This is a genomic window from Streptomyces sp. SPB162, from assembly GCF_029504575.1.
Taxonomy (GTDB): Bacteria; Actinomycetota; Actinomycetes; order Streptomycetales; family Streptomycetaceae; genus Actinacidiphila.
Genome location: NZ_JAQFII010000001.1, coordinates 454,383 through 478,638, shown reverse-complemented (window position 1 = coordinate 478,638; position 24,256 = coordinate 454,383). Strand labels below are relative to the sequence as shown.

General features: G+C 71.8%; 22 protein-coding genes and 2 pseudogenes. 14 read left to right on the top strand and 10 right to left on the bottom strand.

Annotation, left to right across the window (positions count from 1 at the left end):
- The first annotated feature begins 101 nt into the window (after window positions 1–101).
- Window positions 102–1,163: an ABC transporter permease gene (locus tag M2266_RS02225; protein ID WP_277436547.1), complete on the top strand. Its 1,062-nt coding sequence runs from the start codon at window positions 102–104 to the stop codon at window positions 1,161–1,163.
- Between the two features lie 249 nt (window positions 1,164–1,412).
- On the top strand, window positions 1,413–1,796 hold the full coding sequence (locus M2266_RS02220; protein ID WP_277436546.1) for a hypothetical protein: 384 nt from the start codon (window positions 1,413–1,415) through the stop codon (window positions 1,794–1,796).
- 61 nt (window positions 1,797–1,857) lie between these two features.
- Here the strand turns inward: M2266_RS02220 and M2266_RS02215 are convergent, their stop codons facing one another.
- Both M2266_RS02215 and M2266_RS02210 read right to left on the bottom strand, forming a co-directional pair.
- Complete coding sequence (locus tag M2266_RS02215) at window positions 1,858–2,559, bottom strand: response regulator transcription factor (protein WP_346780861.1); 702 nt, start codon at window positions 2,557–2,559, stop codon at window positions 1,858–1,860.
- Complete coding sequence (locus M2266_RS02210) at window positions 2,556–3,803, bottom strand: histidine kinase (RefSeq protein WP_277436545.1); 1,248 nt, start codon at window positions 3,801–3,803, stop codon at window positions 2,556–2,558. Before M2266_RS02210 ends, M2266_RS02215 begins: the two co-directional genes overlap by 4 nt.
- A 162-nt stretch (window positions 3,804–3,965) precedes the next feature.
- Here M2266_RS02210 and M2266_RS02205 point away from each other — a divergent pair, with 162 nt between their 5' ends.
- A complete protein-coding gene (locus M2266_RS02205) occupies window positions 3,966–4,664 on the top strand; it encodes a DUF4386 domain-containing protein (RefSeq protein ID WP_277436544.1) in 699 nt (232 codons plus the stop codon).
- Window position 4,665: 1 nt separating this feature from the next.
- Here the strand turns inward: M2266_RS02205 and M2266_RS02200 are convergent, their stop codons facing one another.
- The 4 genes and pseudogenes from M2266_RS02200 to M2266_RS02185 form a co-directional block, all read right to left on the bottom strand.
- The gene (locus M2266_RS02200; RefSeq protein WP_277441038.1) at window positions 4,666–5,691 is read right to left on the bottom strand and encodes a LacI family DNA-binding transcriptional regulator; all 1,026 of its coding nucleotides are present in this window, start codon (window positions 5,689–5,691) and stop codon (window positions 4,666–4,668) included.
- A gap of 194 nt (window positions 5,692–5,885) precedes the next feature.
- Window positions 5,886–6,863 carry an ABC transporter substrate-binding protein gene (locus M2266_RS02195; RefSeq protein ID WP_277436543.1) on the bottom strand — a complete coding sequence of 326 codons (978 nt, stop codon included), beginning with the start codon at window positions 6,861–6,863 and terminating at the stop codon, window positions 5,886–5,888.
- A gap of 66 nt (window positions 6,864–6,929) precedes the next feature.
- Window positions 6,930–7,349, bottom strand: coding sequence for a hypothetical protein (locus M2266_RS02190; protein WP_277436542.1), 420 nt, complete (start codon window positions 7,347–7,349; stop codon window positions 6,930–6,932).
- Between the two features lie 163 nt (window positions 7,350–7,512).
- Window positions 7,513–7,746, bottom strand: a pseudogene (locus M2266_RS02185) (ABC transporter permease); the annotation flags it as partial.
- Window positions 7,747–7,780: 34 nt separating this feature from the next.
- Between M2266_RS02185 and M2266_RS02180 the strand changes: the two are divergent.
- Entirely contained in the window at window positions 7,781–8,029 is a 249-nt protein-coding gene (locus tag M2266_RS02180; protein WP_277436541.1) for a hypothetical protein, read from the top strand.
- A 16-nt stretch (window positions 8,030–8,045) separates the two neighbouring features.
- Here M2266_RS02180 and M2266_RS02175 read toward each other — a convergent pair whose 3' ends face one another.
- The gene (locus tag M2266_RS02175) at window positions 8,046–8,819 is read right to left on the bottom strand and encodes an ATP-binding cassette domain-containing protein (RefSeq protein WP_277436540.1); all 774 of its coding nucleotides are present in this window, start codon (window positions 8,817–8,819) and stop codon (window positions 8,046–8,048) included.
- Window positions 8,820–9,186: 367 nt separating this feature from the next.
- On the opposite strand from M2266_RS02175, the gene M2266_RS02170 reads away from it, so the two are divergent.
- The 4 genes from M2266_RS02170 (at window position 9,187) to M2266_RS02155 (ending at window position 15,141) form a co-directional block, all read left to right on the top strand.
- Window positions 9,187–12,303, top strand: a complete 3,117-nt coding sequence (locus M2266_RS02170) for a GH92 family glycosyl hydrolase (protein WP_277436539.1) — start codon at window positions 9,187–9,189, stop codon at window positions 12,301–12,303.
- Between the two features lie 170 nt (window positions 12,304–12,473).
- Window positions 12,474–13,253 (top strand): ferritin-like domain-containing protein, encoded by a 780-nt coding sequence (locus M2266_RS02165; RefSeq protein ID WP_277436538.1) that lies wholly within the window; start codon window positions 12,474–12,476, stop codon window positions 13,251–13,253.
- 93 nt (window positions 13,254–13,346) lie between these two features.
- Window positions 13,347–13,487 (top strand): hypothetical protein, encoded by a 141-nt coding sequence (locus tag M2266_RS02160; protein ID WP_277441422.1) that lies wholly within the window; start codon window positions 13,347–13,349, stop codon window positions 13,485–13,487.
- A gap of 130 nt (window positions 13,488–13,617) precedes the next feature.
- Entirely contained in the window at window positions 13,618–15,141 is a 1,524-nt protein-coding gene (locus tag M2266_RS02155) for a carotenoid oxygenase family protein (RefSeq protein WP_277436537.1), read from the top strand.
- A 24-nt stretch (window positions 15,142–15,165) separates the two neighbouring features.
- On the opposite strand, the gene M2266_RS02150 is transcribed toward M2266_RS02155, so the two are convergent.
- The 3 genes and pseudogenes from M2266_RS02150 to M2266_RS02140 form a co-directional block, all read right to left on the bottom strand.
- Complete coding sequence (locus M2266_RS02150) at window positions 15,166–15,996, bottom strand: ABC transporter ATP-binding protein (RefSeq protein WP_277441037.1); 831 nt, start codon at window positions 15,994–15,996, stop codon at window positions 15,166–15,168.
- 44 nt (window positions 15,997–16,040) lie between these two features.
- Window positions 16,041–17,074, bottom strand: a pseudogene (locus M2266_RS02145) (iron chelate uptake ABC transporter family permease subunit).
- Window positions 17,071–18,117, bottom strand: coding sequence for an iron chelate uptake ABC transporter family permease subunit (locus tag M2266_RS02140; RefSeq protein ID WP_277436536.1), 1,047 nt, complete (start codon window positions 18,115–18,117; stop codon window positions 17,071–17,073). The pseudogene M2266_RS02145 and the gene M2266_RS02140 overlap by 4 nt, the downstream one beginning before the upstream one ends.
- 55 nt (window positions 18,118–18,172) lie before the next feature.
- On the opposite strand from M2266_RS02140, the gene M2266_RS02135 reads away from it, so the two are divergent.
- The 6 genes from M2266_RS02135 to M2266_RS02110 all read left to right on the top strand — a co-directional run bounded on the left by M2266_RS02135 (window position 18,173) and on the right by M2266_RS02110 (window position 24,107).
- Window positions 18,173–19,192, top strand: a complete 1,020-nt coding sequence (locus M2266_RS02135) for an ABC transporter substrate-binding protein (RefSeq protein ID WP_277436535.1) — start codon at window positions 18,173–18,175, stop codon at window positions 19,190–19,192.
- On the top strand, window positions 19,189–20,010 hold the full coding sequence (locus M2266_RS02130; protein WP_277436534.1) for a siderophore-interacting protein: 822 nt from the start codon (window positions 19,189–19,191) through the stop codon (window positions 20,008–20,010). Before M2266_RS02135 ends, M2266_RS02130 begins: the two co-directional genes overlap by 4 nt.
- A 123-nt stretch (window positions 20,011–20,133) precedes the next feature.
- Complete coding sequence (locus M2266_RS02125) at window positions 20,134–20,532, top strand: hypothetical protein (protein WP_277436533.1); 399 nt, start codon at window positions 20,134–20,136, stop codon at window positions 20,530–20,532.
- Window positions 20,533–20,556: 24 nt separating this feature from the next.
- Window positions 20,557–21,477, top strand: coding sequence for an oxygenase MpaB family protein (locus M2266_RS02120; protein WP_277436532.1), 921 nt, complete (start codon window positions 20,557–20,559; stop codon window positions 21,475–21,477).
- 177 nt (window positions 21,478–21,654) lie between these two features.
- Window positions 21,655–23,589, top strand: coding sequence for a sigma-70 family RNA polymerase sigma factor (locus M2266_RS02115; protein WP_277436531.1), 1,935 nt, complete (start codon window positions 21,655–21,657; stop codon window positions 23,587–23,589).
- A gap of 68 nt (window positions 23,590–23,657) precedes the next feature.
- Window positions 23,658–24,107 carry a GNAT family N-acetyltransferase gene (locus M2266_RS02110; RefSeq protein WP_277436530.1) on the top strand — a complete coding sequence of 150 codons (450 nt, stop codon included), beginning with the start codon at window positions 23,658–23,660 and terminating at the stop codon, window positions 24,105–24,107.
- The last annotated feature ends 149 nt before the right edge of the window (window positions 24,108–24,256 follow it).

Here is a 24,256-nt window from a genome sequence, read left to right as displayed (position 1 = left end):
CGCGCCCGTTCCACCGGCTGCGCCGCGCGCCCGTGTGACGGAGACTCCGCATGGCCCACTCCAGCGGGTGGTCCGGTGCCGGTCGCGCCTAGCGTGGCGGTATGGCAGACCAGCACGGTGCCCACGTCAGGCGGCGTTCACCTTCGGAGCACTGGGGGGCGTTCAAGCAGTCGCCCTTCCTGCCCGCCGTGGTGCTGGTCCTCATCCTCGGTGCGGCGGCCGGCCTCTTCGCGGGCTCCTACTGCTATGCCATGGCCAACCCCACTCCGCACCGGATCCCCACGGCGGTGACGGGGGACTCCGACCAGGGTGAGGCGTTCGTGGCCGGGATGGAGAAGGCGCTCGGCGCCTCGCTCGTCGTGCGGCGCTATCCGACGTACGACCGGGCGGTCGAGGCAATCGACGACCAGCAGGCCTTCGCGATCATTGAACTCGGTCCCACCGCGGTGCGGCTCAACACGGCGGGGGCGGCCGGTGCGTCGGTCGCCCGGGTGCTGACGACGGCCGCGCCGAAGGTCGGCGCCGCGCTGCACATCCCGGTCGCGGTGCGGGACATCAAACCCCTGCAGCCCACCGACCCGCAGGGGCTCGCGCTGTTCTACATCTCGCTGGCCGCGGTCATCATCGGCTTCGTCGGGGCGATCCAGCTGAGCGTGCACGCCAGGGCACTCAACGCGGGGGAACGGATCGCCTTCACGGTGGTCTACTCGGTCTTCGGCGGCTTCGTCATCTGCGCGGTGGTGGACTGGCTGCTCGGCGTGCTCGACCTGCCGTTCGTGCAGTCCTGGATGATCCTCGCCCTGACGATGTTCACCTCGGGCATGGTCTTCACCATGTTCAACACGCTCTTCGGCCGCTGGGCGATGATCCCGACCTGGGGGTTGATGGTGCTGCTCGGCAACCCGTCGTCGGGAGGCGCGGTGTCCTGGCCCCTGCTGCCGTCCCCGCTCGGGCACATCGGCCGGTGGCTGCCACCGGGCGCCTCGGTCAACGCTCAGCACAACGCCATCTACTTCGGGGGAGACCAGTCCGTCTTCCCGTACCTGGTGCTCGCCGCCTGGAGTCTGGCGGCCGTGACGGTCTTCACCGTCTGGCGGCACCGCCACCCGGGCGGCCGGGAGCGCAACCCGGCCGCGCACGCGCCGGCGCCGGCCGGCGCGTAAGGACGACACGGACAGGCCCTAAGGGCTGTCCGGCAATCCCTGGCGGGCGCCCGACGACAGTTACGGCACCTCGCCGCGTCGTCTGAACGCCCGCATACGTCCAGTATGCGGGCGCTCCCCCGCCGTGCGATGCACCGCACCTGACGCCGCGCGCTGATCCACCAGGGATTACGGGACAGCCCTGAGATCCACTTGCCGTGCGGAGTGCGCGGGTGTGACCTGGAAGGAGACAGCGGAAGGAGTTCCGTCATGGCCACTTCCTCAGCGATGCCGGTACAGGCACGGCACCACGGCTCGCTCGGGCTCGCGCTGCCCTTGACGCTGGGCGTGATCTACGGCTTCTGGGCGGGCTTCGCCGCACGCGACAGCGGGGAGCTCACCGCCGCCCAGATCTGGCTCGGTGTGATCGCCGGTGCCGTGATGGCGGCGCTGTCCTTCCTGCTCGGCAGGACGCAGCAGGCGCTGCCCCGAGAGCTGCGGGCCGCGGCCTACGGGGTGCTGGCGGGGACCTCGGCGGGCTTCCTGCACAGTCTGACCGACGAGAGCGTCCTCAGGTGCGCCGGAGTGGGCCTCTGCTTCGCGGCGGCGGCCACCGCCGCCTCGTACTACGTCTTCTACACCCACGAGTCCTAGGCCGTGTCTGACACATACCGGCGTCCGCCCGGAGGGCCAGGCGGGATGTGTCAGACACGGCCTAGCCGGGCCCGGGGCCGGATGATCCGGGGTCCGTTCCCGGCCCCGCCCCCGCATCGTGCACACAGCGCGCGACCTGGACCCGGTTGGAGACCTCCAGCTTGGCGAACACGCTGCCGACGTGGGTCTTGACGGTGGCCACGCCCATGTAGAGCGCTCGCGCGATCTCCGTGTTCGTCAGGCCCTCACTGACCGCCATCGCCACCTCCCGTTCGCGGGCGGTCAGCCGTTGCAGCAGGGCGAGCGCGGCACGCTGCCGGGAGTCGTCCGGCGCCGTGGTGACGGCGGCGATGAGGCGGGTGGTCACGCTGGCGGACAGGCTCGGCTCCCCACGGGCGACCCGCCGGACCGCGAGTACCAGCTCGGCCGGCGGGGTGTCCTTCAGCAGGAACCCCACGGCGCCGTGCCGCAACGCCGTCAGGACCATCTCGTCGGTGTCGAACGTGGTCAGGATGACGATTCGCGCGCCGCTGCCCAGCTCCCGCAGCCTGCGGGTGGCGGCCAGCCCGTCCATCCGCGGCATCCGGATGTCCATCAGGACGACGTCGGGCAGCTCCCGGGCGACCGCGTCGAGCGCCTCCTGCCCGTCGGCGGCCTCCGCGACCAGTTCCAGGTCCGGCGCTCCGCCCAGGATCATCCGCAGGCCGGCCCGCACCAGCGGATCGTCGTCCACGATCAGCACCCTGGTCCGCACCGTGCTCACGCCGGCCACGGGAGCCTCGCCCGGACGGCGAAGTCCCCGCCCTCCTCGACCCCGAAGCGCAGCGCCCCGCCCACCAGCTCGGCGCGCTCGCCCAGGCCCACCAGGCCGACCCCGGCCGAGGGCAGCGGTGCGCCGGCCGGGAGCCCGACCGGATTGCGGACCTCGATGCGCAACTGCTCGCCGGGCATCCCCGCCAGCCGCACGGCGACCGGCGCGCCCGGGGCGTGCTTACGGGCGTTGGTCAGGGCCTCCTGCACGATCCGGAAGGACGTGAGCGACAGCGAACCCGTGATGGCGGACAGGTCGGGGCCGGTCCCCCCGGGCAGCCCCGAGGTGTCGAGTTGGACGACCGAGCCGGCCTCCCGGGCGTCGGCCAGCAGCGCCGGCAACTCGGCGAGCGTCGGCTGGGACCGCTCGGCGCCCGTCGACTGCCCGGACCGCAGCACACCCAGCACCTGCCGCAGCTCGGTCAGAGCCAGCTGCGCGTTGGTCTGGATGGTCTGGGCGGTGGCCGCGGTCTCGGCCCGGCTGAGGTCCTCGCGGAACGTCAGTGCCCCCGCGTGCAGGGCCACCAGCGAGATCCGGTGCGCCAGATCGTCGTGCATCTCGCGGGCGATCCGGGTCCGTTCGGCGTCGCGGGCCGCCTGTGCGGCCAGCGCCCGCTCCCGTTCCGCGGTCAGCGCCCGCTCGCGCAGTGACGCGAGGAGCTCGCGCCGGGCCGCGGCGTAGTACCCGGTGGCCACGGCGGCCGCGAAGATCAGCAGGGTCACCACGACGTTGCCCGCCACGGAGTACGCGCCGCTGTCCACGGCAGGGGACAGCCAGGGGCGGTACAGGCCCGCGGCCACCGCCGCGCCGACCGCCGCGAGCGCCCCGACCAGAGCGATCCATCCCCGCCGCCGGAAGGTGGCCATCGAGACGACGGCCATCGTCATCGCCCCCAGACCGGACACCGAGAGCGGCGCCAGGGCGACCAGCAGGCACGCGACCGCCGGCGGGTACCGGCGCCGCAGCGGCAGCAGTGCCAGCGCCACCGCGCCCAGCAGGAGGTCCAGGAAGAGCGCGGCGCCCACGCGGTCCGTGCGCGCCGGGCTCAGCGGCTCGGACAGCAGCACGGCGGCCTGCGTGATCCAGGCGGCGCCTCCGAGGCCTGCCGCGAGCAGGAACCGCCATACCGGGGCCCGCGGACCGAAGCGCGGGCGTACCTTCGCCTGGTCCTGCCGTGGGGGCGGTGGTGTGGTCATGGGCTCAGAGTAGGGGCCCTTCGGCGACCGCGGACCCCCCGAAAGGCTCGTTCGTCTCCACCCCGGGGTGGAGGGCCTCGGGACCCGGAGGGGAGGTTCGCGGCGCGGGGTGACAGCAGTGTTGCCCATACCGAAACAGCCATGCGGCCGAGGAGTGGGCATATGAGTACGTACAGACGGACGGCGACGGCGACCGGGGTGCTGTTCATCCTGGCGGCGGTCACGTCCATCATCGGCCTTCTGCAGTACGCACCGATCCTGGATCACACCGGATACGTCATCGAGGGGTCCGCGCAGACGGCCAGGGTGGCGTCGGGGGCGGTGCTCGAGGTGACGTGTGCCTTCTCCGTCATCGGCATCGCGATCCTCATGTTCCCCATCGTGCGCAGGCGCAGTGAGGTCGCGGCGCTCGGATACGTCTGCTTCCGCCTGCTCGAAGCCGCGATCATCATCATCGGCATCATCAGCCTGCTCTCGGTGGTGACGCTGCATCAGGAATTCGCGGAAGCCGAGTCACCCGACACCGCCGCGTATCTGACCGCGAGCAGACTGCTGGTGGCGCAGCACGACTGGACGTTCCTCTTCGGGCCCAATCTGGCGCTGGGCCCGAGCACGCTGATGATGGGCTGGTTCCTGTACCGGTCGCGACTCGTCCCGCGCTGGATCGGGGCCCTGGGCATCGTTGCGGGACCGCTGATCCTCGGCTCGGCGGTGCTGGTGGTGTTCGGTGTGTACGAGCAGCTCTCCGTCTGGGGAGCGGCGTGCGCGCTTCCGGTGTTCCTCTACGAGATGAGCCTGGCGGTCTGGCTCGTGGCCAGGGGGTTCCGCCCGGCGGAGCCGGCCCCGCTGCCCACCCGATAGGTCAGTCGGCCCCGGCCCCCGGCGTCTCGCCGGAACCGCGGACGATGAAACGGGTCAGCAGGATCACCGAACGCGGTGCGGAGCGGTCGCCGTCGATCCGCGAGAACAGCAGGTTGGCCGCGGTGCTGCCGAGTGCCACCGGATCCTGACTCACCACGGTCAGCGGTGGGCTGAGCCGCTCGGCGAGCGGGAAGTCGTCGAAGCCGACGATCGCGATCCGTTCGAAGAGACTGCCCTCGGCCTGACCGAGACCGTCCATGACGCCGATGGTGATCAGGTCGTTGCTGGTGAACAGCGCGGTCGGCGGCCGGCTCAGGGCACGCAGCTGCGCCAGTGCCGCGGCCGCGTCGGGCTGGGAGCGCAGCTCGTGCCGGACCAGTTCGGGGTCCTCCGCCACGCCCCGGGCCGCCAGGGCCTCCCGGTAGCCGGTGTAGCGCTCGCGCTGGGTCCAGATGCCCAACCGGTCGCCGAGGTAGGCGATCCGGGTGTGCCCGTGGTCCAGCAGATGGGTGACGGCCCGGTTCGCCCCGTCACGGTTGTCGACGGTGACGGTGTCGACCGCCAGGCCCTTGGCCGGGCGGTCGACGCACACGACCCGGGTGCCGCCTTCCATGGGCTGCTTGAGGAATCCGTGACTGCCGATGGTCGGCACGAGGATCAGCCCGTCGACCTGCCGCGCGCAGAACGCCGCGACGACCTCCTGCTCCCTGCGCGGCTCGTCGTTGGTGCTGCCGACCAGGACCAGATAGCCGCGCCGGTGTGCCTCGTCCTCCACGGAGCGGGCCATCAGGGCGTAGAACGGGTTCGCCAGATCGTCCACCACCAGTCCGATGGTGGACGTCCCCAGGTTCTTCGACCGCAGGTTCCGGGCGTTGTCGTTGCGTTGGTAGCCCAGCTTCCGCACCGCCTGCTCGACCCGCGCCGTGGTGTCCGGGGACACGGCCGACTCGCCGGATATGACACGGGAGACCGTCATGGGGCTCACTCCCGCGGCGCGGGCCACGTCCTTCATCGTCGGGCGCTTCACGGGCCTCCTCATCGACGGGTCCCGGTGCGGTGCCGGTATCCGACGCGTGGTTGATGGCCGGCGGGACCCTCCGCACTCCCCGCGTGCGGTCCGGGCACCGGCGGCGCCAACGTTACCCACCCCTGCCGTCCGGGCCGGGGGCGGGACCGGGCTCGACCCGGTCGTCACCGTCGCGCCCGCTCCCGGCCCGGCGGTCAGCAGGCGGACTTGTAGAAGTACTTGGTGATGGCCGGGTCGGTCATGTTCGCCTTGGTGATGGCGACCATGGGGGTGCCGATCTGCGCGGTCACTTTCTTGCCGTCGATCGCGGCCAGCACCTGGTCGACGCCCTGGGTGCCGATGCCGCCCGGGTCCTGAGCGACCAGGACGTCCAGGGTGCCGTTCTGCAGCGCCGTGATCTCGTCGGGTTCGGCGTCGAACGCGGCGACCTTGACCTTGCCCTGCTTGCCGGCGGCCTGCAGTCCGGTGGAGACCCCCTGGGCGGTGTTGGTGTTGCCGGCGAAGACGCCGCCGAGGTCGGGGTGGGCGGCGAGGGTCGCCTGGATCTGCGACGCGGCCGTGGCGGGCAGGTCGTTGTCGTACAGCACGGGGAGCAGCGTGATCCCGGAGTGGTTGCTCCGTATCTCCTCGGTGAAGCCCTTGATGCGGGCGTCGGTGGTGGAGACACCGGGCTTGACGCTGATGACGATGGCCGAGCCCTTGTCGCCCATCAGCTGGGCGAGGGCCTTGGCCGCGACCTTTCCACCGGCCTCGTTGTCGGAGGAGATCCTGGAGACGCCCACCGAGGCCTCGGTGACCGAGGTGTCCACCAGCACGACCTTGGTGCCCGCGCCCTGGATCTGCTGGAGCGAAGGGGTCAGCGCGGTGCTGTCGACCGGGGATATCAGCAGGCCGTCCGGGTGGGTGGCGGCGACGGAGTCGATGATCGGCCGCTGCACCGCGACGTCCCACTGCGCCGAACCGTTGATCTTGAGGTTGACGCCGACCTTCGCGGCCTCGGCCTGGGCGGCGCACGCCATCGTGATGTAGAAGGGGTCGCTCTTGACGCCGGTGATCAGTTGGAGGGTCTTCTTCCCGGAACCGGCTGACCCGTTGTCGTCGCTGCAGCCGGCGGTGGTGGCCAACACGGCCAGCACCGCGCAGCATCCGGCGAACTTCGTGGCTCTGTGCATGGCGGAGATCCTTCTGTGAGGGTTCGGCCCGAGCGGGGGAGCGGAGGGCGTACGTGGGGGTCGCGGTCAGCCGCGGTCGCGGCTGCGCCTGCGGAACTGGTCGAGGTAGACGGCGAGGACCAGGACCACGCCGATGGCGACGTCCTGCCAGTACTGCTGGACGCCGATGATGATCAGGCCGGTGGTCAGGACCGCCGGGATGAAGACACCGATCACCGTGCCGAGTACCGATCCGCGGCCACCGAAGAGGCTGGCGCCGCCGAGCACCACCGCGGTGATGACCTTGAGGTTGTCCGTGGAGTGGCCGGCGATGGACGTGGTGCCGAAGTAGGCCAACCACATCACGCTGCCGAGCCCCGCCAGCAGCCCGGCCAGGGCGTAGACCAGGACGAGGTGGCGGTCCACCGCGATGCCCACCCGGCGGGCACCCTCCGCGTTGGAGCCGATCGCGTACGTGTAGCGGCCGAACCGGGTGTAGGCGAGCACCAGGCCCGAACAGGACGGTGGCACCGAACGCGATGACCACGAGCCAGGGGATCTGCCCGAAGAGCTTGCCGAACCCAATGGAGCGTTGCAGCTTGCCCGAGACGGCCCCCGTGAGGTCCTGCCCCCCGGTGATGATCTGGGCGAGGCCCAGGGCCGCGCCGAAACCGCCGAGCGTGACGATCAGCGGGGGCACCTTGGCCTTGGCCACCAACAGCCCCTGCACGGCGCCCCACACCAGGCCGGTGGCCAGCGCTATCAGCGCGCTGACGGTGATGGTGCCCCAGCCCGACGCGGCACCCCCGTGGTGCACGGTGTACTCGCCGGACAGCACGGCGGCCAGGACGAGCACCGAGCCGACGGACAGGTCGATCCCGGCGACGATGATGACGAAGGTCATGCCGACGCCGAGCACCAGGTAGATCGCGGCGTTGGTGGCTATCTGGGTGATGTCGTACGTGGTGAGGAAGGTGTTCGGCGCGGCGATGGTGAAGAAGGCGACCAGGATGACCAGGACGCCGAACGTCCAGGCCTCGTTGACCGCCGCGACGCGCCTGGCCCATCCCGGCAGGGTGATCCGCGTCCGAGCGGGCGAGGCGTCCGGAGCGGGTACCGGGTCCGCCGCCGCCTTCTCCAGCCGCGGCCCGTCCGGTTCCGTCATGTCGCGTCCCGCCACGTCCTGACCCGCCGTCTCCCGCTTCACGCCCCGCCCCCGTTCACCGCCGGGTCCAGTGCCCCGGTCATCGCACCGACCAGTTCCTCGACCGAGGACTGCGCGGCGGTGAACCGCGCGACCCGGCGGCCCAGCCGCAGTACCTCGACGCGGTCGGCCACCGACAGCACCTCGGGCATGTTGTGGCTGATCAGGACGACGGCGATACCGCGGTCCCGGACGCGCCGGATGGTGTCGAGCACCCGCCCGCGCTGCACCACCCCCAGTGCGGCGGTGGGCTCGTCCATGAAGATGATCCGATTGGCGAAGGCGACCGCCCGGGCCACTGCGACCGACTGGCGCTGCCCGCCCGACAGGGAGGCGACGGGGACGTCCACGTCCTGCAGATCGACCCCGAGTTCGGCGAAGGCCCGGACGGCCGAGCGGCGCATCGCCCCCCGGTCGAGCACGTGGAGCCGTCCGAGCAGGCCGCCGCGGAACAGTTCCCGGCCCAGATGCAGATTGGCCGCCGCGTCCAGATCCGGCGCGAGCGCCAGGTCCTGGTAGACGGTCTCGATGCCGTACCGGCGTGCGTCCAGGGGGCTGGTCAGCCGCACCGGCGCGCCGTCCACCAGGATCTGCCCGCCGTCCGGTCTGATGGTGCCGGACAACGTCTTGACCAGAGTGCTCTTTCCGGCGCCGTTGTCGCCGATGAGTGCGACGACCTCACCGGGCCAGGCGGTGAAATCAGCACCCTGGAGGGCCTGAACATGACCGAAGTGCTTGGTCACCCCCCGCGCCTCCAGGAGTGGTTCTGCCATCGGGAAACCTCCCCGTGCCTTGGTAACGTTCGCAGCGATTCCCGGATTGTGGGCCTGGCCTGATGATGTGTCAATACTCCGCGCAAGGCCGCCTTTCAGCCGTCCAGGGCCGGGAAATCCCGGGTTCCGCGGCTCTGCGGGCACTCTTGACAGGCAGTCAGGGACACCTCAAGAATCCTGTTTCGATTGATAACGTTCACATGCACTTCGAGCATCCTCCGTGCCTTCAGGACGCTGGCCTCGCGGGCGAGCGGCCTCCCCCACGACAAGGTGGTCCTCCGTGCTCCGATCGCATTCCGTCCGGCACCGCGGTGCCCCCGCCGTCCATCCGCCTCCCCGCTCGGCTGCCCCGTTGCCGAGACTCGGTGTGGCCCTCTCCTGTCTGCTGCTGACCGCGGTGGGCGCGGTCGCCCTCGCCGCACCCCCCGCGCACGCGGCGGTGTCCAACCCGACCCAGTACGTCGATCCGTTCATCGGCACCGATGACAGCACCGCGCCCAACCCGGTGCCGGGCGGCGCCGGCGGGAGCACCTATCCGGGCGCGGTGGTCCCGTTCGGCGGGGTCCAGCTGAGCCCGGACACCCCGACCGCCTCGCCGTCCGGCTACCGCGCCTCCGACACCACCATCGAGGACTTCAGCGCGACCCACTTCGACGGTGCGGGCTGCTCGAACAACGAGGACCTGCCGATGCTCCCGGTCACGGGCACGCTGGGTACCTCGCCGGGCACCGGCTGGACCGGTTACGCGTCCGGCTACACCAAGGCGAACGAGTCCGCGGCGCCCGGCTACTACAAGACCCGGCTGGACAAGTACGCCACCAACGTCGAGCTGACCGCGACCACCCGCACCGGCATGGGTAAGCTCACCTACCCCGCCGGCACCGCCTCGAAGCTGCTGATCAACACCAGTCGCAGCGCCACCGGCAACCGCAGCGGGTCAGTCCAGATCAGCGGCTCGGAAGTCTCCGGCAGCGTCACCGCGGGCGGCTTCTGCGGCTCGTCGAAGACGTACCAGATCTACTTCGACATCCGCTTCGACAAGGCGCCCACCGGCTTCGGCACCTGGAGCGGCGGCACGGTGACCGCAGGCTCGGCGAGCGCCAACGGCACCAACACCGGCGCCTACGTCACCTTCGACACCACGGCCGCCCAGAGCGTGCAGTTCAAGGTCGCGCTGTCCTACGTCAGCGTCGCGAACGCGAAGACCAACCTCACCACCGAGAACAACGGCTGGGACTTCAACGCCGTGCGCACCGCGGCGGACACCTCCTGGAACCAGATCCTGAACCGGGTCCAGATCCCCAGCGGCGGAGCCACCGAGCTGCTGAAGTTCTACACCGCGCTCTACCACGTCTTCCAGAGCCCGAACATCTCCAGCGACGTCAACGGCGACTACCGCGGCTTCGACGGTGCGGTGCACAACTCCACCCGCCCGGTCTACCAGAACTACTCCGGCTGGGACATCTACCGCTCCTGGGCGGCGCTGATCGCGCTCATCGCGCCGACCGAGGCGAGTGACATCGCCAAGTCCATGGTCCTCGACGGCCAGCAGGGCGGTCTGCTGCCCAAGTGGTCGCAGCAGACCAACGAGGACTTCGTGATGACGGGCGATCCCGGCCCGATCATCGTGAGCAGCATGTACGCGTTCGGCGCGCGGGACTTCGACACCGCCGCCGCGCTGACGCTGATGGAGAAGTCCTCCAACGGCGGCACCATCCAGGGCACCGCGATCCGCGGCCGGCAGTCCACGTTCACCAGCCTGCACTACATCAACGGGGACCCGTCGGACTCGCTGGAGTACTCGGCCTCCGACTTCGCCACGGCGCAGTTCGCCAAGTCGCTGGGCAACACGAGCAGCTACAACACGCACATGACGCGCGCCCAGTGGTGGCGCAACACGTACAACACCGAGTCGGCCTTCGTGCACCCGCGCAACAGCGACGGCAGCTGGCCCTGGCCGCTGGACCCGGCCAGCCAGTCCACCTTCACCGAGGGCAACGCCGCCCAGTACACGTGGATGGTCACCTACGACTTCGCCGACCTCATCAACTCGATGGGCGGCCGGCAGACCGCCGTACAGCGTCTGGACCACCACTTCACCGAGGTCAACGCCGGGCAGAGCCGGCCGTACTACTACATCGGCAACGAGCCGGAGCACGGTGTGCCGTGGGCGTACGACTTCGCCCGGCACCCGTCCGGCGCCTCGGACGCGGTGCGCAAGGTGATGACCGAGTCGTTCACCACGGGACCGGGCGGACTGCCCGGCAACGACGACCTGGGCGCGACCTCCGCCTGGTACGTCTGGGCCGCGCTCGGCATGTACCCCGCCACCCCGGGCGCCGACACGCTCGCCGTGCACGGTCCGACGTTCCCCTCGATCACGATCCAGCGGGCCGCCGGGGACATCACCATCAACTCCTCGGGCTCCGGCAGCTACGTCCAGGGCCTGAGTGTCAACGGCGCCGCCACCAGTCACAGCTACCTGCGCTACCCGGACGTGGCGGGGGGCGGGACGCTGAACTACACGATGGGCGGCACGCCGAGCGCCACCTACGGCACCGGCGCGGGCGACGTGCCGCCGTCGTTCCAGGACGGCGGGACCTCGGTGCCGGCCGCTCCCGAACTGGGCGCGAATCTCGCCCTGGGCAAGCCGGTGACCACCTCCGCGACCCCCTGCGCGGCGGCGGAGTCGGCGGACAAGGCCGTCGACGGCACGCTGCGGACCAACAGCAAGTGGTGCACCAACACGGCGCCGCCGACGGTGCAGGTCGATCTCGGCTCCGCGCAGTCGGTCGACTCCTTCGTCGTCAAGCACGCCGGTCTCGGCGGTGAGAACACCGGCTGGAACACCGGTGCCTACACGATCCAGACCAGCACCGACGGCACGACGTGGACCGCCGCGGCGACCGTCACCGGCTCCCGGTCCAGCAGGACGTACAACGCCGTCTCCGCCCGGCAGGCGCGCTACGTCCGGCTCACCGTCAACACGCCGGGGAACACCGGGGCGACCGCGACGCGCATCTACGAACTGGAGGTCTACGGGGGCGGCAGCGGCGGTCCGAGCAACCTGGCGCTGAACCGGCCCGCCACCGGATCCGCTTCCTGCACCACCACCGAGACACCTGACAAGGCGGTCAACGGCAGCGTCTCCGGGGGCAACACCGACAAGTGGTGCTCGGGCGCCGCCGGGACCAAGACCCTCCAGGTCGACCTCGGCGCGTCGCACGCGCTCAGCTCCATCACCGTGCGGCACGCCGGCGCGGGCGGGGAGTCGGCCGGCTGGGACACCAAGGACTTCGATCTGCAGGTCTCCACGGACGGCACCACCTGGTCCACGGTGGCGCAGGTGCGCGGCAACACCTCCGACGTCACCAGCGACTCGTTCACCGCCACCGCCCGCTACGCCCGTCTCGCCGTCATCACGCCCACCCAGAACACCGACACCGCCACCCGTATCTACGAGTTCGAGGTCTACGGCACCTGATCCGCTCTCCCTCCTCGGCGACCACCTCCCCCCGGTGGTCGCCTCCCCGGGCCCGGCCGCCGACATGCGGCCGGGCCCGGGCGCGTCCGTTGCGCGGGCATAGGATTTGAACACGTTCAATGTTATGTTCTCCGTCATCGCACCAGGGACACGTACGAGGTGGGGGCGGCATGAGCATGCACACATTCGCCGGCTGGACACGGGCGTTCGAGGCCGAGGTCGGGCGCCGGAGCGCGCGGGGCGAGCCGGACTGGGCGGGCGGTGCGCGCCTGGCGGGCCCCCTCGCCCGCAGTCTGCAGCGCTTCCAGGTCGGTGAGGACGGCGACGGTGCGAACCTGATCCGCAAGGCCGACGAGGCCGGAGACCCGGAGTACGCCGCGGCGGTCCGGCTGTTCGTGGCCGAGGAGCAGAACCACGCCCGGCTGCTCGCGCTGCTGCTCGGCGCGGGCGGGATGCCGACCATCGCGGCCCACTGGAGCGACTCGGCCTTCGTGCGGCTGCGCCGGCTGCTCGGCCTGCGCTTGGAGTTGCTGGTCCTGATGATCGCCGAGGTGGTGGCCCTGCGGTACTACCGGGCTGTCGCCGAGGGCACCGAGGACCCGCTGGTGAGCGAGGTCGCGGCGCGGATCCTGGCCGACGAGCGGCGGCACGTCCCCTTCCACTGCCTGCGGCTGCGGGAGGCGCTCGGCGCGCTGCCCGGGGCGCTGCGCGTCCTGGTCCTGGCCGGCTGGCGGCTGCTGCTGCTCGGCGCCACCGCCGTCGTCGTCTGGGACCACGGTCCGGCGCTGCGCCATCTCGGCGTGCGGCGCGGCCGGTTCACCGCCGACGTCATGCGGTCGTCCGTGGACGTCGTCGCCGACATCCTGGGCACCCGGTCGCTGCAGCCGTCCGATGTCGCGCCCGCGGTGCCGCGGGACCGGGCGACGGTCCCACCCGGCCGCGCCGCCTGATCGCGGTCCCGCGTTCCGTCCGCAGGCGCCCACCCGGGCCCCACATCATCTATGGAGGCCTCAGCATTGGTCGGGCGGGGTGGGGAGCGACCCGTGCAGTATCAAGAACTGGCCGGCCGTACGGCTTTGGTCACCGGCGCCGTCCCCGACCACGTCGAGTTCGTCGACGCGTTCCCGCAGACCGGCATCGGCAAGGTTTCGAAGCGGGACCTGCGCGCCCACGGCGGCGCGTGACCGGCCGCCCTCCCCGATAGGGGGCCTGGCACCACCATCGCCGGGTGCCCAACCCCACTGACCTGGCCGTCCCTCCCGTCGCAGACTCGTGCATGCCAGTTCGTACCGACGGAGCACGGGGAGTTCAGCGATGACGGGTCACACGCGACGGGAAGTAGTGCGCAGCGCGGCGATCGTGGCCGCGGGAGGGTTCGCGGCGCAGATGGTGGGCGGCGGGGCCGCCGGCCTGACACCGGCCGGCGCGGCCACGGGCGGGGGCGGCGGGGACCACCGGTTCCCGTTCCTGCACGGGGCCTTCGCGCCGGTGACCAAGGAGGTGACGGCCTTCGACCTGCCGGTCACCGGCCGCATCCCCCGCGAACTGAACGGCCGCTACCTGCGGAACGGTCCGAACGTGCTGGGTCTGGAGGACCCCCGCGCGCACCACTACATGCTCGGGGAGGGCATGGTGCACGGTGTCAGACTGCGCGACGGCCGCGCCGAGTGGTACCGCAACCGGTGGATCCGCTCGTCGGGCGTGGCGAAGAAGCTGGGCGAGCCGTACCACGGGCCGGTGCCGCCGGACGACTTCGCGAACAACACGCACGTGATCGCGCACCGGGGCCGCGTCCTGGCGCTGCAGGAGAGCGGACCGCTGCCGTACGAGCTCGACGAGGAGCTGAACACCGTCGGCACGTACGACTTCGGCGGGACGCTCACCGGCCCGTACACCGCACACACCAAGTACGACGCGCACGCCGGTGAACTGCACGCCATCACGTACTACCCGACGTGGGACCACGTCCGGCACCTCGTCGTCGACCCCGCGGGACGTGTCGTCAGGACCACCCGGATCCCGGTGGCGGACAGCCCGATGATGCACGACTTCGCGCTCACCAGGAAGTACGTGATCGTCTTCGACATCCCCGTCACGTTCGACCCGGCGGCGGCCGAGGCGGGCGCGCTGGTGCCGTACGTCTGGAACGACGACCACCCGTCACGGGTGGGGGTGCTGCCGCGCGACGGCGGGCGGATCCGCTGGTTCGAGGTGCCGCCGTACTTCTACTCGCACACCCTCAACGCGTACGACGAAGGCGACTCGGTGGTCGTGGACATCACCACCTTCCCGGCCCCCTTCTCCGTCGGCGGTCGGGGCACCGGCGGCCCCTCGTCGTTCGGCACACCGTCGCTGAACCGGTGGACCATCGACCTGACGCGCGGCCAGGTGCGGTTCGCCCTGCTCGACGACCGTCCGCAGGAGTTCCCCCGGATCAACGAAGCGCTGGTCGCCCGGCGCCACCGGTACGGATACTCGGCCGCCGCCGCCGAGATGTTCACGGCCTACGAGACGGTCGACGGCGTCCCGCCCGACGAGTCCTTCAGCAACGCGCTCATCAAGCAGGACCTGCTCCGGGGCACCTCACAAGTGCACCGGCTGCCGAAGAACGCCGCGGCCAGTGAGGCGGTCTTCGTCTCCCGGCACGGCTGCGACCCGCATCCGACGGCGGCCGAGGACGACGGCTACACGCTGGCGTACGTGCACAATCCGGATCGCGGGGCGTCCGACCTGGTGATCCTGTCGGCGCAGGACTTCACCGGGAAGCCGCTCGCCCGAATCCATCTGCCGGCCCGGGTGCCACTCGGCTTCCACGGCAGCTGGATCGCGGACGAGTGACACCGCGGAGCGACCCCTGCTGACTCAACCGCTCACCGCCGCACCCGCCCTACGGGTGCGGCGCGCGGCGGGGACGACGAGGGGGGTGCCGGTCTCCGGGTCGTCGATGACCTGGCAGCGCAGCCCGAAGACCCGTTCCACCAGTTCCGCGGTGACGATGTCCCGCGGCGCGCCCTCGGCCACGACCTCACCGTCCCGCAGCGCGATCAGGTGGGTGGCGTAGCGGGCGGCGTGGTTGAGGTCGTGCAGGACGGCGACGAGTGTGCGGCCCTGCTGCTCGTGCAGATCGGCGCAGAGGTCGAGGATCTCGATCTGGTGCTGGATGTCGAGGTACGTCGTCGGTTCGTCGAGCAGCAGCAGCGGTGTCTGCTGGGCGAGTGCCATGGCGATCCAGACGCGTTGGCGCTGACCGCCGGAGAGCTCGTCGACGTAGCGGTCGGCGAGCTCACCGACCGCGGTGGCTGCCATCGACTCCTCGACGACGCGCTCGTCCTCCCGCGACCACTGCCGCAGCAGCCCCTGGTGCGGATAGCGGCCACGCGCGACGAGGTCGGCGACGGTGATGCCGTCGGGTGCGACCGAGGTCTGGGGCAGCAGTCCGAGGATCCGCGCGGCCTTCTTCGCGGGGAGCGATCCGATCGCCTGCCCGTCGAGGAGTACGGAGCCGGCGGTGGGCTTGAGCATGCGCGACAGCGCACGCAACAGGGTGGACTTGCCGCAGGCGTTCGGGCCGACGATGACGGTGAAGGAGCTGTCGGGGATCGCGACCGAGAGGTGCTCGGCGATGACGCGCTCGTCGTAGGCGAGGGTGAGGTCCTCGGCGGTGAGCCGCGGGGCTCCGGCACGGTGCCGCATGGGGTCCTTTCCTGTGGGGCGGTCGGCGGGGCTCTTCGTGGGGGTCATATCCGGCCCGCCTTGCGTTCGTTGACCAGCAGCCACAGCAGGTAGCCGCCACCGAGCATCCCGGTCACCACACCCGCCGGCAGCACGCTGTCGCCGAACAGCCGCTGGGCGGCCCAGTCGGCGCCGACCAGCAGGACGGCGCCCATGCAGGCGGCGGGCAGCAGATGGGGGCCGGGGGAGCGGGTGAGCCGGCGGGCGAGCTGGGGTGCGGTGAGGGCGACGAAGGCGACCGGGCCCGCCGCGGCGGTGGCGGCCGCGGTGAGCAGGACGGCGGCGAGCATCAGGACCAGCCGGGTGCGTTCCACCCGCACTCCCAGCGCGTACGCGGCGTCGTCGCCCATCTCGATCATGCGCAGGGCCCGGCCGTGGCCGAGGACCAGCGGGAGGAGGACCGCGCAGGCGACGGCCAGTGGCCAGACCTGGTTCCAGTCGCGCCCTTCGAGCGACCCGGTCAGCCAGACCACGGCGCGGGCGGCGTCGACGTAATCGGCCCGGGTGAGCAGATAGCTGTTGACGGCGCCGAGCATGGCGGCCGCGCCGATGCCGACGAGGACGAGCCGGTAGCCGTGGATGCCGCGCCTCCACGCCAGCAGGTAGACGGCGGTCCCGGAGGCCAGCGCTCCGGCGGCGGCTCCGCCCGTGACGGCGTAGGTCCCGCCGTGGAAGAGCACGATGACGCTGAGCGCGCCGGCGGCGGAGCCCTGACCGAGGCCGATCACGTCGGGGCTGCCCAGGGGGTTGCGGGAGACGCTCTGGAAGACCGCGCCGGCGGTGGCCAGCGCGGCGCCGACGAGCAGCCCGACCAGGACGCGCGGCAGCCGCACGTCGTGGACGATGAACTCCTGGGCGGCGGTGCCGCCACCGGCCAGGGTGGCGAGCACCTGGCCGGTGGCATCGGGTAGTCCCCGGTGCCGATGAGTGCCACCGAGAGCACCGCCGCGACGGCGAGGAGCAGCAGCACCACGGCGGCGGCCCGGGTGTCGAGGCGGATCGAAAGACCGCCCCGGGTACGCAGTACGGAACCTCTCACAGCTGGGCCATCCTTCGGCGGCGTACGAGGTGGATGAAGACGGGGCCGCCGATGAGGGCGGTGATGATGCCGGCCTGCAACTCGCCGGGCCGGGCGACGAACCGGCCGGCGATGTCCGCGCCGAGCAGCAGCACGGGCGACAGGACCGCCGCGTACGGAAGCGTCCAGCGCAGGTCGGGCCCGGTGATCGAGCGGACGAGGTGCGGCACCATCAGGCCGATGAACACGATCGGCCCGCAGGCGGCGGTCGCCGCCCCGCACAGCAGGGTGACGGCGGCCATCGCCAGCACACGGGTACGGGTCAGCGAGGCGCCCAGGGCCCGCGCGGTGTCGTCGCCGAGAGCGACGGCGTTGAGCGGGCGGGCCAGGGCGAGGGCGAGTAGCACTCCGGCGCCGATGAACGGCGCGACCTGTCCGACCACGGTCATCGTCGCGGACGCGAGGGAACCGACCGTCCAGAAGCGCATGGTGTCCAGCGCCGCGCTGTCCAGCAGCTCGACGGCGTTGACGTAGCCGTAGAGCGCGGCGGTGAGCGCGGTGCCGGCCAGCGCCAGGCGCACCGGGGTCGCGCCGCGGCTGCCGCCGAGCGCGTACACCAGGACCGACACCGCCGCGGCGCCGAGGAAGGCGAACCAGACGTACCCCGTCAGTGAGGTGACGCCCAGGAAGCTGATGGCCGAGACGACGGCGGCGGAGGCGCCGGCATTGACACCGAGCAGGCCCGGGTCGGCCAGCGGGTTGCGGGTCAGCGCCTGCATGACGGCGCCCGCCAACCCGAGCCCGGCGCCGACCAGCAGACCGAGCAGGGTGCGCGGCACTCGCAGATCACGGATGACGACGTCGGTACTCGTGCCGGTGCTGTGGAACAGCCCGTGCCAGACCTGGTCGAGGGGGATCGGTTTGGCGCCGGTCGCGATGCTCGCGAGGGCGATCAGCGCCAGGACGCCGGTCGCCGCGAGCAGGCCGGCGGCGCGGGTCGCGTCACGGCGCCGGGGCGCGGCCCTCTCGGCCGCCGGTGCGTGGGCGGGGCTGTCTACCAACATGTAGTTAGGTTAGCCTAACCTCACATCGCCTCCCCGAGAGAGAAGCTGCCTCGTCATGCACACCCCCCGCTCCTCGTCACCGTCCCGCCGCGCCCTGCTCACCGCGGGAGGCGCCCTCGGCCTCGGAGCGCTCGTCGCCGCCTGCGGGAGCGGCGGGAAGACGTCCTCGGAGCCGGCCGGCGCCAAGGGCCCGTGGAGCTTCACGGACGACCGCGGGACGACGGCGAAGTCGGACCGCACTCCCGCACGCGTGGTGGCCTTCACCGCCGCCGCGGCCGCGCTGCACGACTTCGGCATCGAGTGCGTCGGGGTCTTCGGACCCACCAAGCTCAAGGACGGCACGGCGGACCCCCAGGCCGGGGACATCGACATCGCCAAGGTCACCGTCCTGGGCAACGTCTGGGGCGAGTTCAACGTCGAGAAGTACGCGGCGCTCGCCCCCGACCTGCTGGTCACCAACATGTATCAGCCCGGCGCCCTGTGGTACGTGCCGGACGACAGCAAGAAGAAGATCCTCTCGCTGGCCCCCGGCATCGCCTTCACCGTCGCCGACGTCTCGCTCACGGAGCCGATCCGGCGCTACGCCGAACTCGCCGCGTCCCTCGGCGCCGACCTGAAGGCCGCGAAGGTCACCGACGCCAAGGCGCGTTTCGAGAGGGCATCCGAGACCCTGCGCCGCGCGGCCAAGGCCAAGGGCGGCCTCAAGGTCCTCGCCGCCTCCGGCAGCGCCGACCTGCTGTACGTCTCGACCCCCGGCGTCTACGCGGACCTGAGTTACTTCCGCTCCCTCGGTGTGGACGTCATCACGCCCGGCAAGGTCACCGGCGGCTTCTTCGAGAACCTCAGCTGGGAGAACGCCGACAAGTACCCCGCCGACCTGATCCTGCTCGACGACCGCTCGTCCGCGCTGCAGCCCGAGGACCTCGCCGCGAAGCCCACCTGGGCCCAGCTCCCCGCCGTCAAGGCCGGCCAGGTCACCCCGTGGGCGAGCGAGCCGCGCTTCTCCTACGCCGGCGCCGCCCCGCTGATCGAGCGGCTGGCCGCCGCGGTCGAGAAGGCGGCGAAGGTCGCGTGAGCGCGCTGCCCTTCCGCTTCTTCGCGCTGCGGGTCCTGCGGACGGCCCGGATCGGACCGACCTTCGTCCGGGTCACCTTCGGCGGCACGGAGCCGACCCTGCTCGTCTCCGGCGGCCGGGACCAGCGGTTCAAGCTGTTCCTGCCGCAGCGCGACCAGGACGCCCCCGTCATGCCCGACCCGTCCGACCCCGACTGGTTCGCGGCCTGGCGCGCCCTCGATCCGGCGGTCCGCGGCATCATGCGCACCTACACCGTCCGGGAACTGCGGGCCGCGGGGGACGCGACCGCCGAACTGGACGTGGACTTCGCCCTGCACGGTGACCTCGGACCGGCCTCCAGTTGGGCGCAAACCGCCCGCCCCGGCGACCGCGTCACCATCCTCGGTCCGGTCGAGGAGGACAACGGGGGCGTCGACTTCCGGCCGCCGCCCGGCACCGACTCGATCGTCCTCACCGCCGACGCCACCGCTCTGCCGGCCGTCGAAGGCATCCTGGCCCGGCTGTCGCCCGAGCTGCCGGCGAAGGTCTGGATCGAGATCCCGCACGCGGACGACCGCCGCGAACTGCCCAGCCGGGCCGACACCGTGGTGACCTGGCTCATCGGTGACGACGCGCCGCCCGTCCTGGAGGCGGTGCGCGCCGCGGAACTGCCGGGGAGCACGCCGTACGCCTGGATCGCGGGCGAGTCGGGGACGGTCAAGGCGCTCCGTCGCCACCTGGTGTCCGAGCGCGGCATCAACCGGCGGGCGATCACCTTCACGGGGTACTGGAAGCGCGGCAGCTCCGAGGACGACCTCATCGCCGAGGGGAGTGCCTGAGGGGTCGCGGCGGCAGATGTCCCGTTCCGGCCGTTCGGAACCCGGACGTGAGTACCGTTCGAGGTGAGCGGTGCAAGAGTGGTCGGGGCAGTTCGCCGTGCCCCTCGGGGAGGAGTCCCGTACATGCCCCAGAGGTTGACGCGCCCGCTGGTCGCCGCGCTCTCGCTGCTCCTGGCCCTTCCCCTGGCCGCCGCCTGCGACGGTATGGACAAGGCCCTGGACTGCGCCAAGATCGCCACCCGGATCGCCGGGGATGTACAGGACCTGCAGTCGACGGCCACCAATATCGGCCAACTGTCGGAGCAGAGCCGCCGGCAGGACACCGCCGCGTCCCTGGCGAAGTTGAAGAAGGACCTCCAGCAGGTCGGGGGTGACAGCGGTGGTGACGTCCGCAAGGCCGTCGATGATCTGTCCGTCGCCCTCGGCCGCGTCGAGGAGCGTGCCGGGACCGGCAAGGGCCCGGACGTCACGCCCCTCGCGGACGCGGCGGGCCGGCTGTCCGTCGCCTGCACGACGGGGTAGCGGGCCCGCGGTTGGAGGTGCACCATGTCGGACGTCATACCGCTCGGACCGGAATCACTCACCTGGAAGTACTTCGGGGACTGGCGTGCCCTGTTGCTGGCGACCTGGGCGGGATCGATGCAGAACATGCACCCCGAACTGGGCGCCGGAGTCGCGGAGCACTCGCGGTTCTTCGAGGAGCGCTGGGAGCGGCTGTTCCGCTCGTTCTATCCGATCGGGGGCGTCGTCTACGACGGTCCGCGCGCCGCCGAGACCGCGCGGACCGTCCGCGGCTACCACGACACGATCAAGGGTGTGGACAGCTCGGGTCGCCCCTACCACGCACTCAACCCCGGCACGTTCTACTGGGCGCACGCGACCTTCTTCGTCCTGACGATGCATGTGGCGGAGTACTTCGGCGGCGGGCTCACCGAGGCCCAGCGGCGGCAGCTCTTCGACGAGCACGTGCGCTGGTACGCGCTGTACGGGCTGAGTATGAAGCCGGTCCCCGCGAGCTGGGAGGAGTTCCAGGCGTACTGGGACCACATGTGCGCGGACGTGCTGGAGGACAACGCGCCCACACGGCAGGTCCTCGACGTGGGCGAGGTCGCCAGGCCGCCCGTCCTGCGTCTGCTGCCGGCCCCGGTGTGGGCCGCGGCCCGGATACCCCTGGCCCGGCTGACGGTGTGGATGACGGTCGGCATGTACCCGCAGGCCGTACGGGACCGGCTGGGTTACGCGTGGACACGCCGCGACGAGCGCAGACTGCGCGCCCTCGGCCACCTCGTGAACCGGAGCTGGCGGCTCGTGCCGCACGAGCGCCGCTTCCACCCGCGGGCGCGGGCCGGCTGGCAGCGGGAGCGGGGCCGGCTGCCTACGTACGCGCCCACCGTCCACACCCCGCCGCGCAACCTCCCCCCGGCCGGTGAACGGCACCTGCCGCAGCACTACATGCCGGACGGGTGACCGCCGGCGCGGCTGCCTGCCGCACACTGGGGGCGGCAGCGCCCGCCCCCGTCGGGGAAGTCCGACGTTTTCTGTTGTCCCGCCGCCGCGCGGGAGTCTCCTGAACGGCAGGTAAGTGCCGATCCCGGCGGACGGCGCGGGGCGGGACGACGGGCGAACGACAGGGAGCGCAGCGCGATGCGAGGAACCGAGCGGAGCGGACCGGACACCGGCACGGTGATCGCGGCCCGGGGCGGCGACCGGCGGGCGCTGGACGAGCTGCTCGCCGACTGCGTCCCTCTCGTCTACAACATCGTCGGACGGGCGCTGAACGGGCACAGCGACGTCGATGACGTGGTCCAGGAGACGCTGCTGCGGATCGTGCGCGGACTGCCCGACCTGCGGGACCCGCGGTCCTTCCGGTCCTGGATGGTCGCCATCGCGGTCCACCAGGTGCGCGACCGGGAGCAGCAGCACCGGGCCGCGCGCCATCGCCGCGCCGATCTGGAGACCGCCGAGCAACTGCCCGACCCCGGATCCGACTTCGCCGCCGTCACGATCCTGCGGCTGCGCCTGACCGACCAGCGCCGCGAGGTGGCCGAGGCCACCCGCTGGCTCGACGGGGACGACCGGGAGCTGCTCGCCCTGTGGTGGCTGGAGCAGACCGGTGAACTCGACCGGGCCGAACTGACCGACGCCCTCGGCCTGTCCGGACGCCACGCCGCCGTACGCGTGCAGCGGATGAAGGAGCAGATGGAGGCCGCCCGCTCGGTGGTGCGCGCGCTGCACCACGTCGGACAGCCGGGCGGCTGCGCCGAGCTGGGCGTCCTCACCCGGGACTGGGACGGGACCCCCAGCCCGCTGTGGCGCAAGCGGCTGGCCCGGCACGTACGCGGCTGCGCCGCGTGCGGCGGACAGATCGGCGAGCTGCTGCCGATGAACCGGCTGCTGGGCGGGCTGCCGCTGCTGGTGCCGCCGGCCGACCTGGCCGCACGCGTCCTTCCGGCCACATCACCCCAGAGCGCCGTACCGCACGGGCTCGGTTCGAGCGGCGCGCCCGGAAGGTCGCGGAGGACGCACTCCCGGCCGCCGCGCGGCCCCAGGTCGGTCCTCCGGCGCCCGCCCGTCGCCGGCGCGGCGGCGCTGGCGGCCGCGGCGGTCATCGTCGCGGGCGTCCTGATCGCCGGCCACCTGACCGCGAAACCCCCGGTCCCGCTCGCCGCCGACGCCGTACCCACGCCGGCCGTGTCCACGTCGGCGTCCGCCACCCCGTCGTCCGCGACGCCGTCGGTCCCGCCGTCGGCGACGCCCAGCTCCTCCCGCAAGCCCACGCCCACCCCCACGGCGGCCGGCACCCCGTCCCGGCACCCGGCGCCGGCGGCCACCGTCCCCGTCGCGCGCTCGTCGAAGAAGGGCGTGGGCGTCTGGACGTTCCCCGGGGTGGACCAGGCGCTGACGCAGTCCGGCGCGAGCTGGTACTACACCTGGTCCACGCAGCACCCGGGGGTCGCGGGATCCGGAGCGGGCTTCGTCCCGATGATCTGGGGCGCCGCCTCCGTCACCGACACCGCCCTGGCGCAGGCCCGCGCCGCCAGCCCCTACCTGCTCGGCTTCAACGAGCCCGACATGGCCGAGCAGTCCAACATGACGGTGGAGCAGGCGCTGTCCCTGTGGCCGCGGCTGACCACGGCCGGCCGGACGCTCGGCAGCCCAGCCGTCGCCTACGGCGGCGACACCCCCGGCGGCTGGCTCGACCGCTTCATGTCCGGGGCCTCCGCCCGCGGCTACCGCGTCGATTTCATCGCCTTGCACTGGTACGGCGGGGACTTCTCCACCCCCAATGCCGTCAGCCGGCTGAAGTCGTACCTGCAGGCCGTCCACGACCGGTACCACAAGCCGATCTGGCTGACCGAGTACGCCCTGATCGACTTCTCGCACGGCACCCGGTTCCCCACCCCCCGGCAGCAGGCATCCTTCGTCACCGCCTCGACCTCGATGCTCGCGGGTCTGCCCTACCTGCAGCGCTACGCCTGGTTCGGCCTCGGGGCGTCGGACACCGCTCCCAGCAGCGGGCTGTTCCGCAGCGGCGCCGTCGCGACGGAGGCGGGCCGGGCGTTCCGCGCCGCACGCTGACAGGGGGAAGCCCGGCGGCGGACGGCGTGAGGGGACCGGGTTCCACCAGCCCGTGTCAGGATGGCGGCATGGTCGAAATCAGTCCCCTCCGTCCTTGGGACCGGGTGAAATGGGAAGCGCTCGCGCGCGGTTACAAGGCGTTCTACGAGACGGTGGTGCCCGACGCCGGGTACGAGGAGACGTGGCAGCGGCTGATCAACGGCGGTGAACTGTACGGGATCGCCGCGCGCCTGGACGGTGAGGTCGTCGGCATCGCGCACTACCTGTTCCACGCCAACGTCTGGTCGGCCGGTGCCTGCTACCTGCAGGACCTGTTCGTCGACGAGGCGGCGCGGGGGCGGGGGGCGGCCCGGGCCCTCATCGAGCAGGTGGCCGACGCGGCGCGGGAGCGCGGTGTGCCGCGGCTGTACTGGCACACCCGCCAGGACAACGCGCAGGCCCGTGCCCTGTATGACAAGATCGCCCGCCACCGCGGTTTCATCTGCTACGACGTGGTGCTCGACGGGCCGCAGAACTGACTGTCACTGCTTCCGTATGACGGTGTGTCGCCGGTCGCGCACACCGTGCTGAGCTGGGGATCCCGCAGGACCTGAGTGTCTCTGAAGTGTGAACGTACACGGTCATCACCTTCCGCCGGAGGAGGTGATGTCATGAAGAAGATCACTGT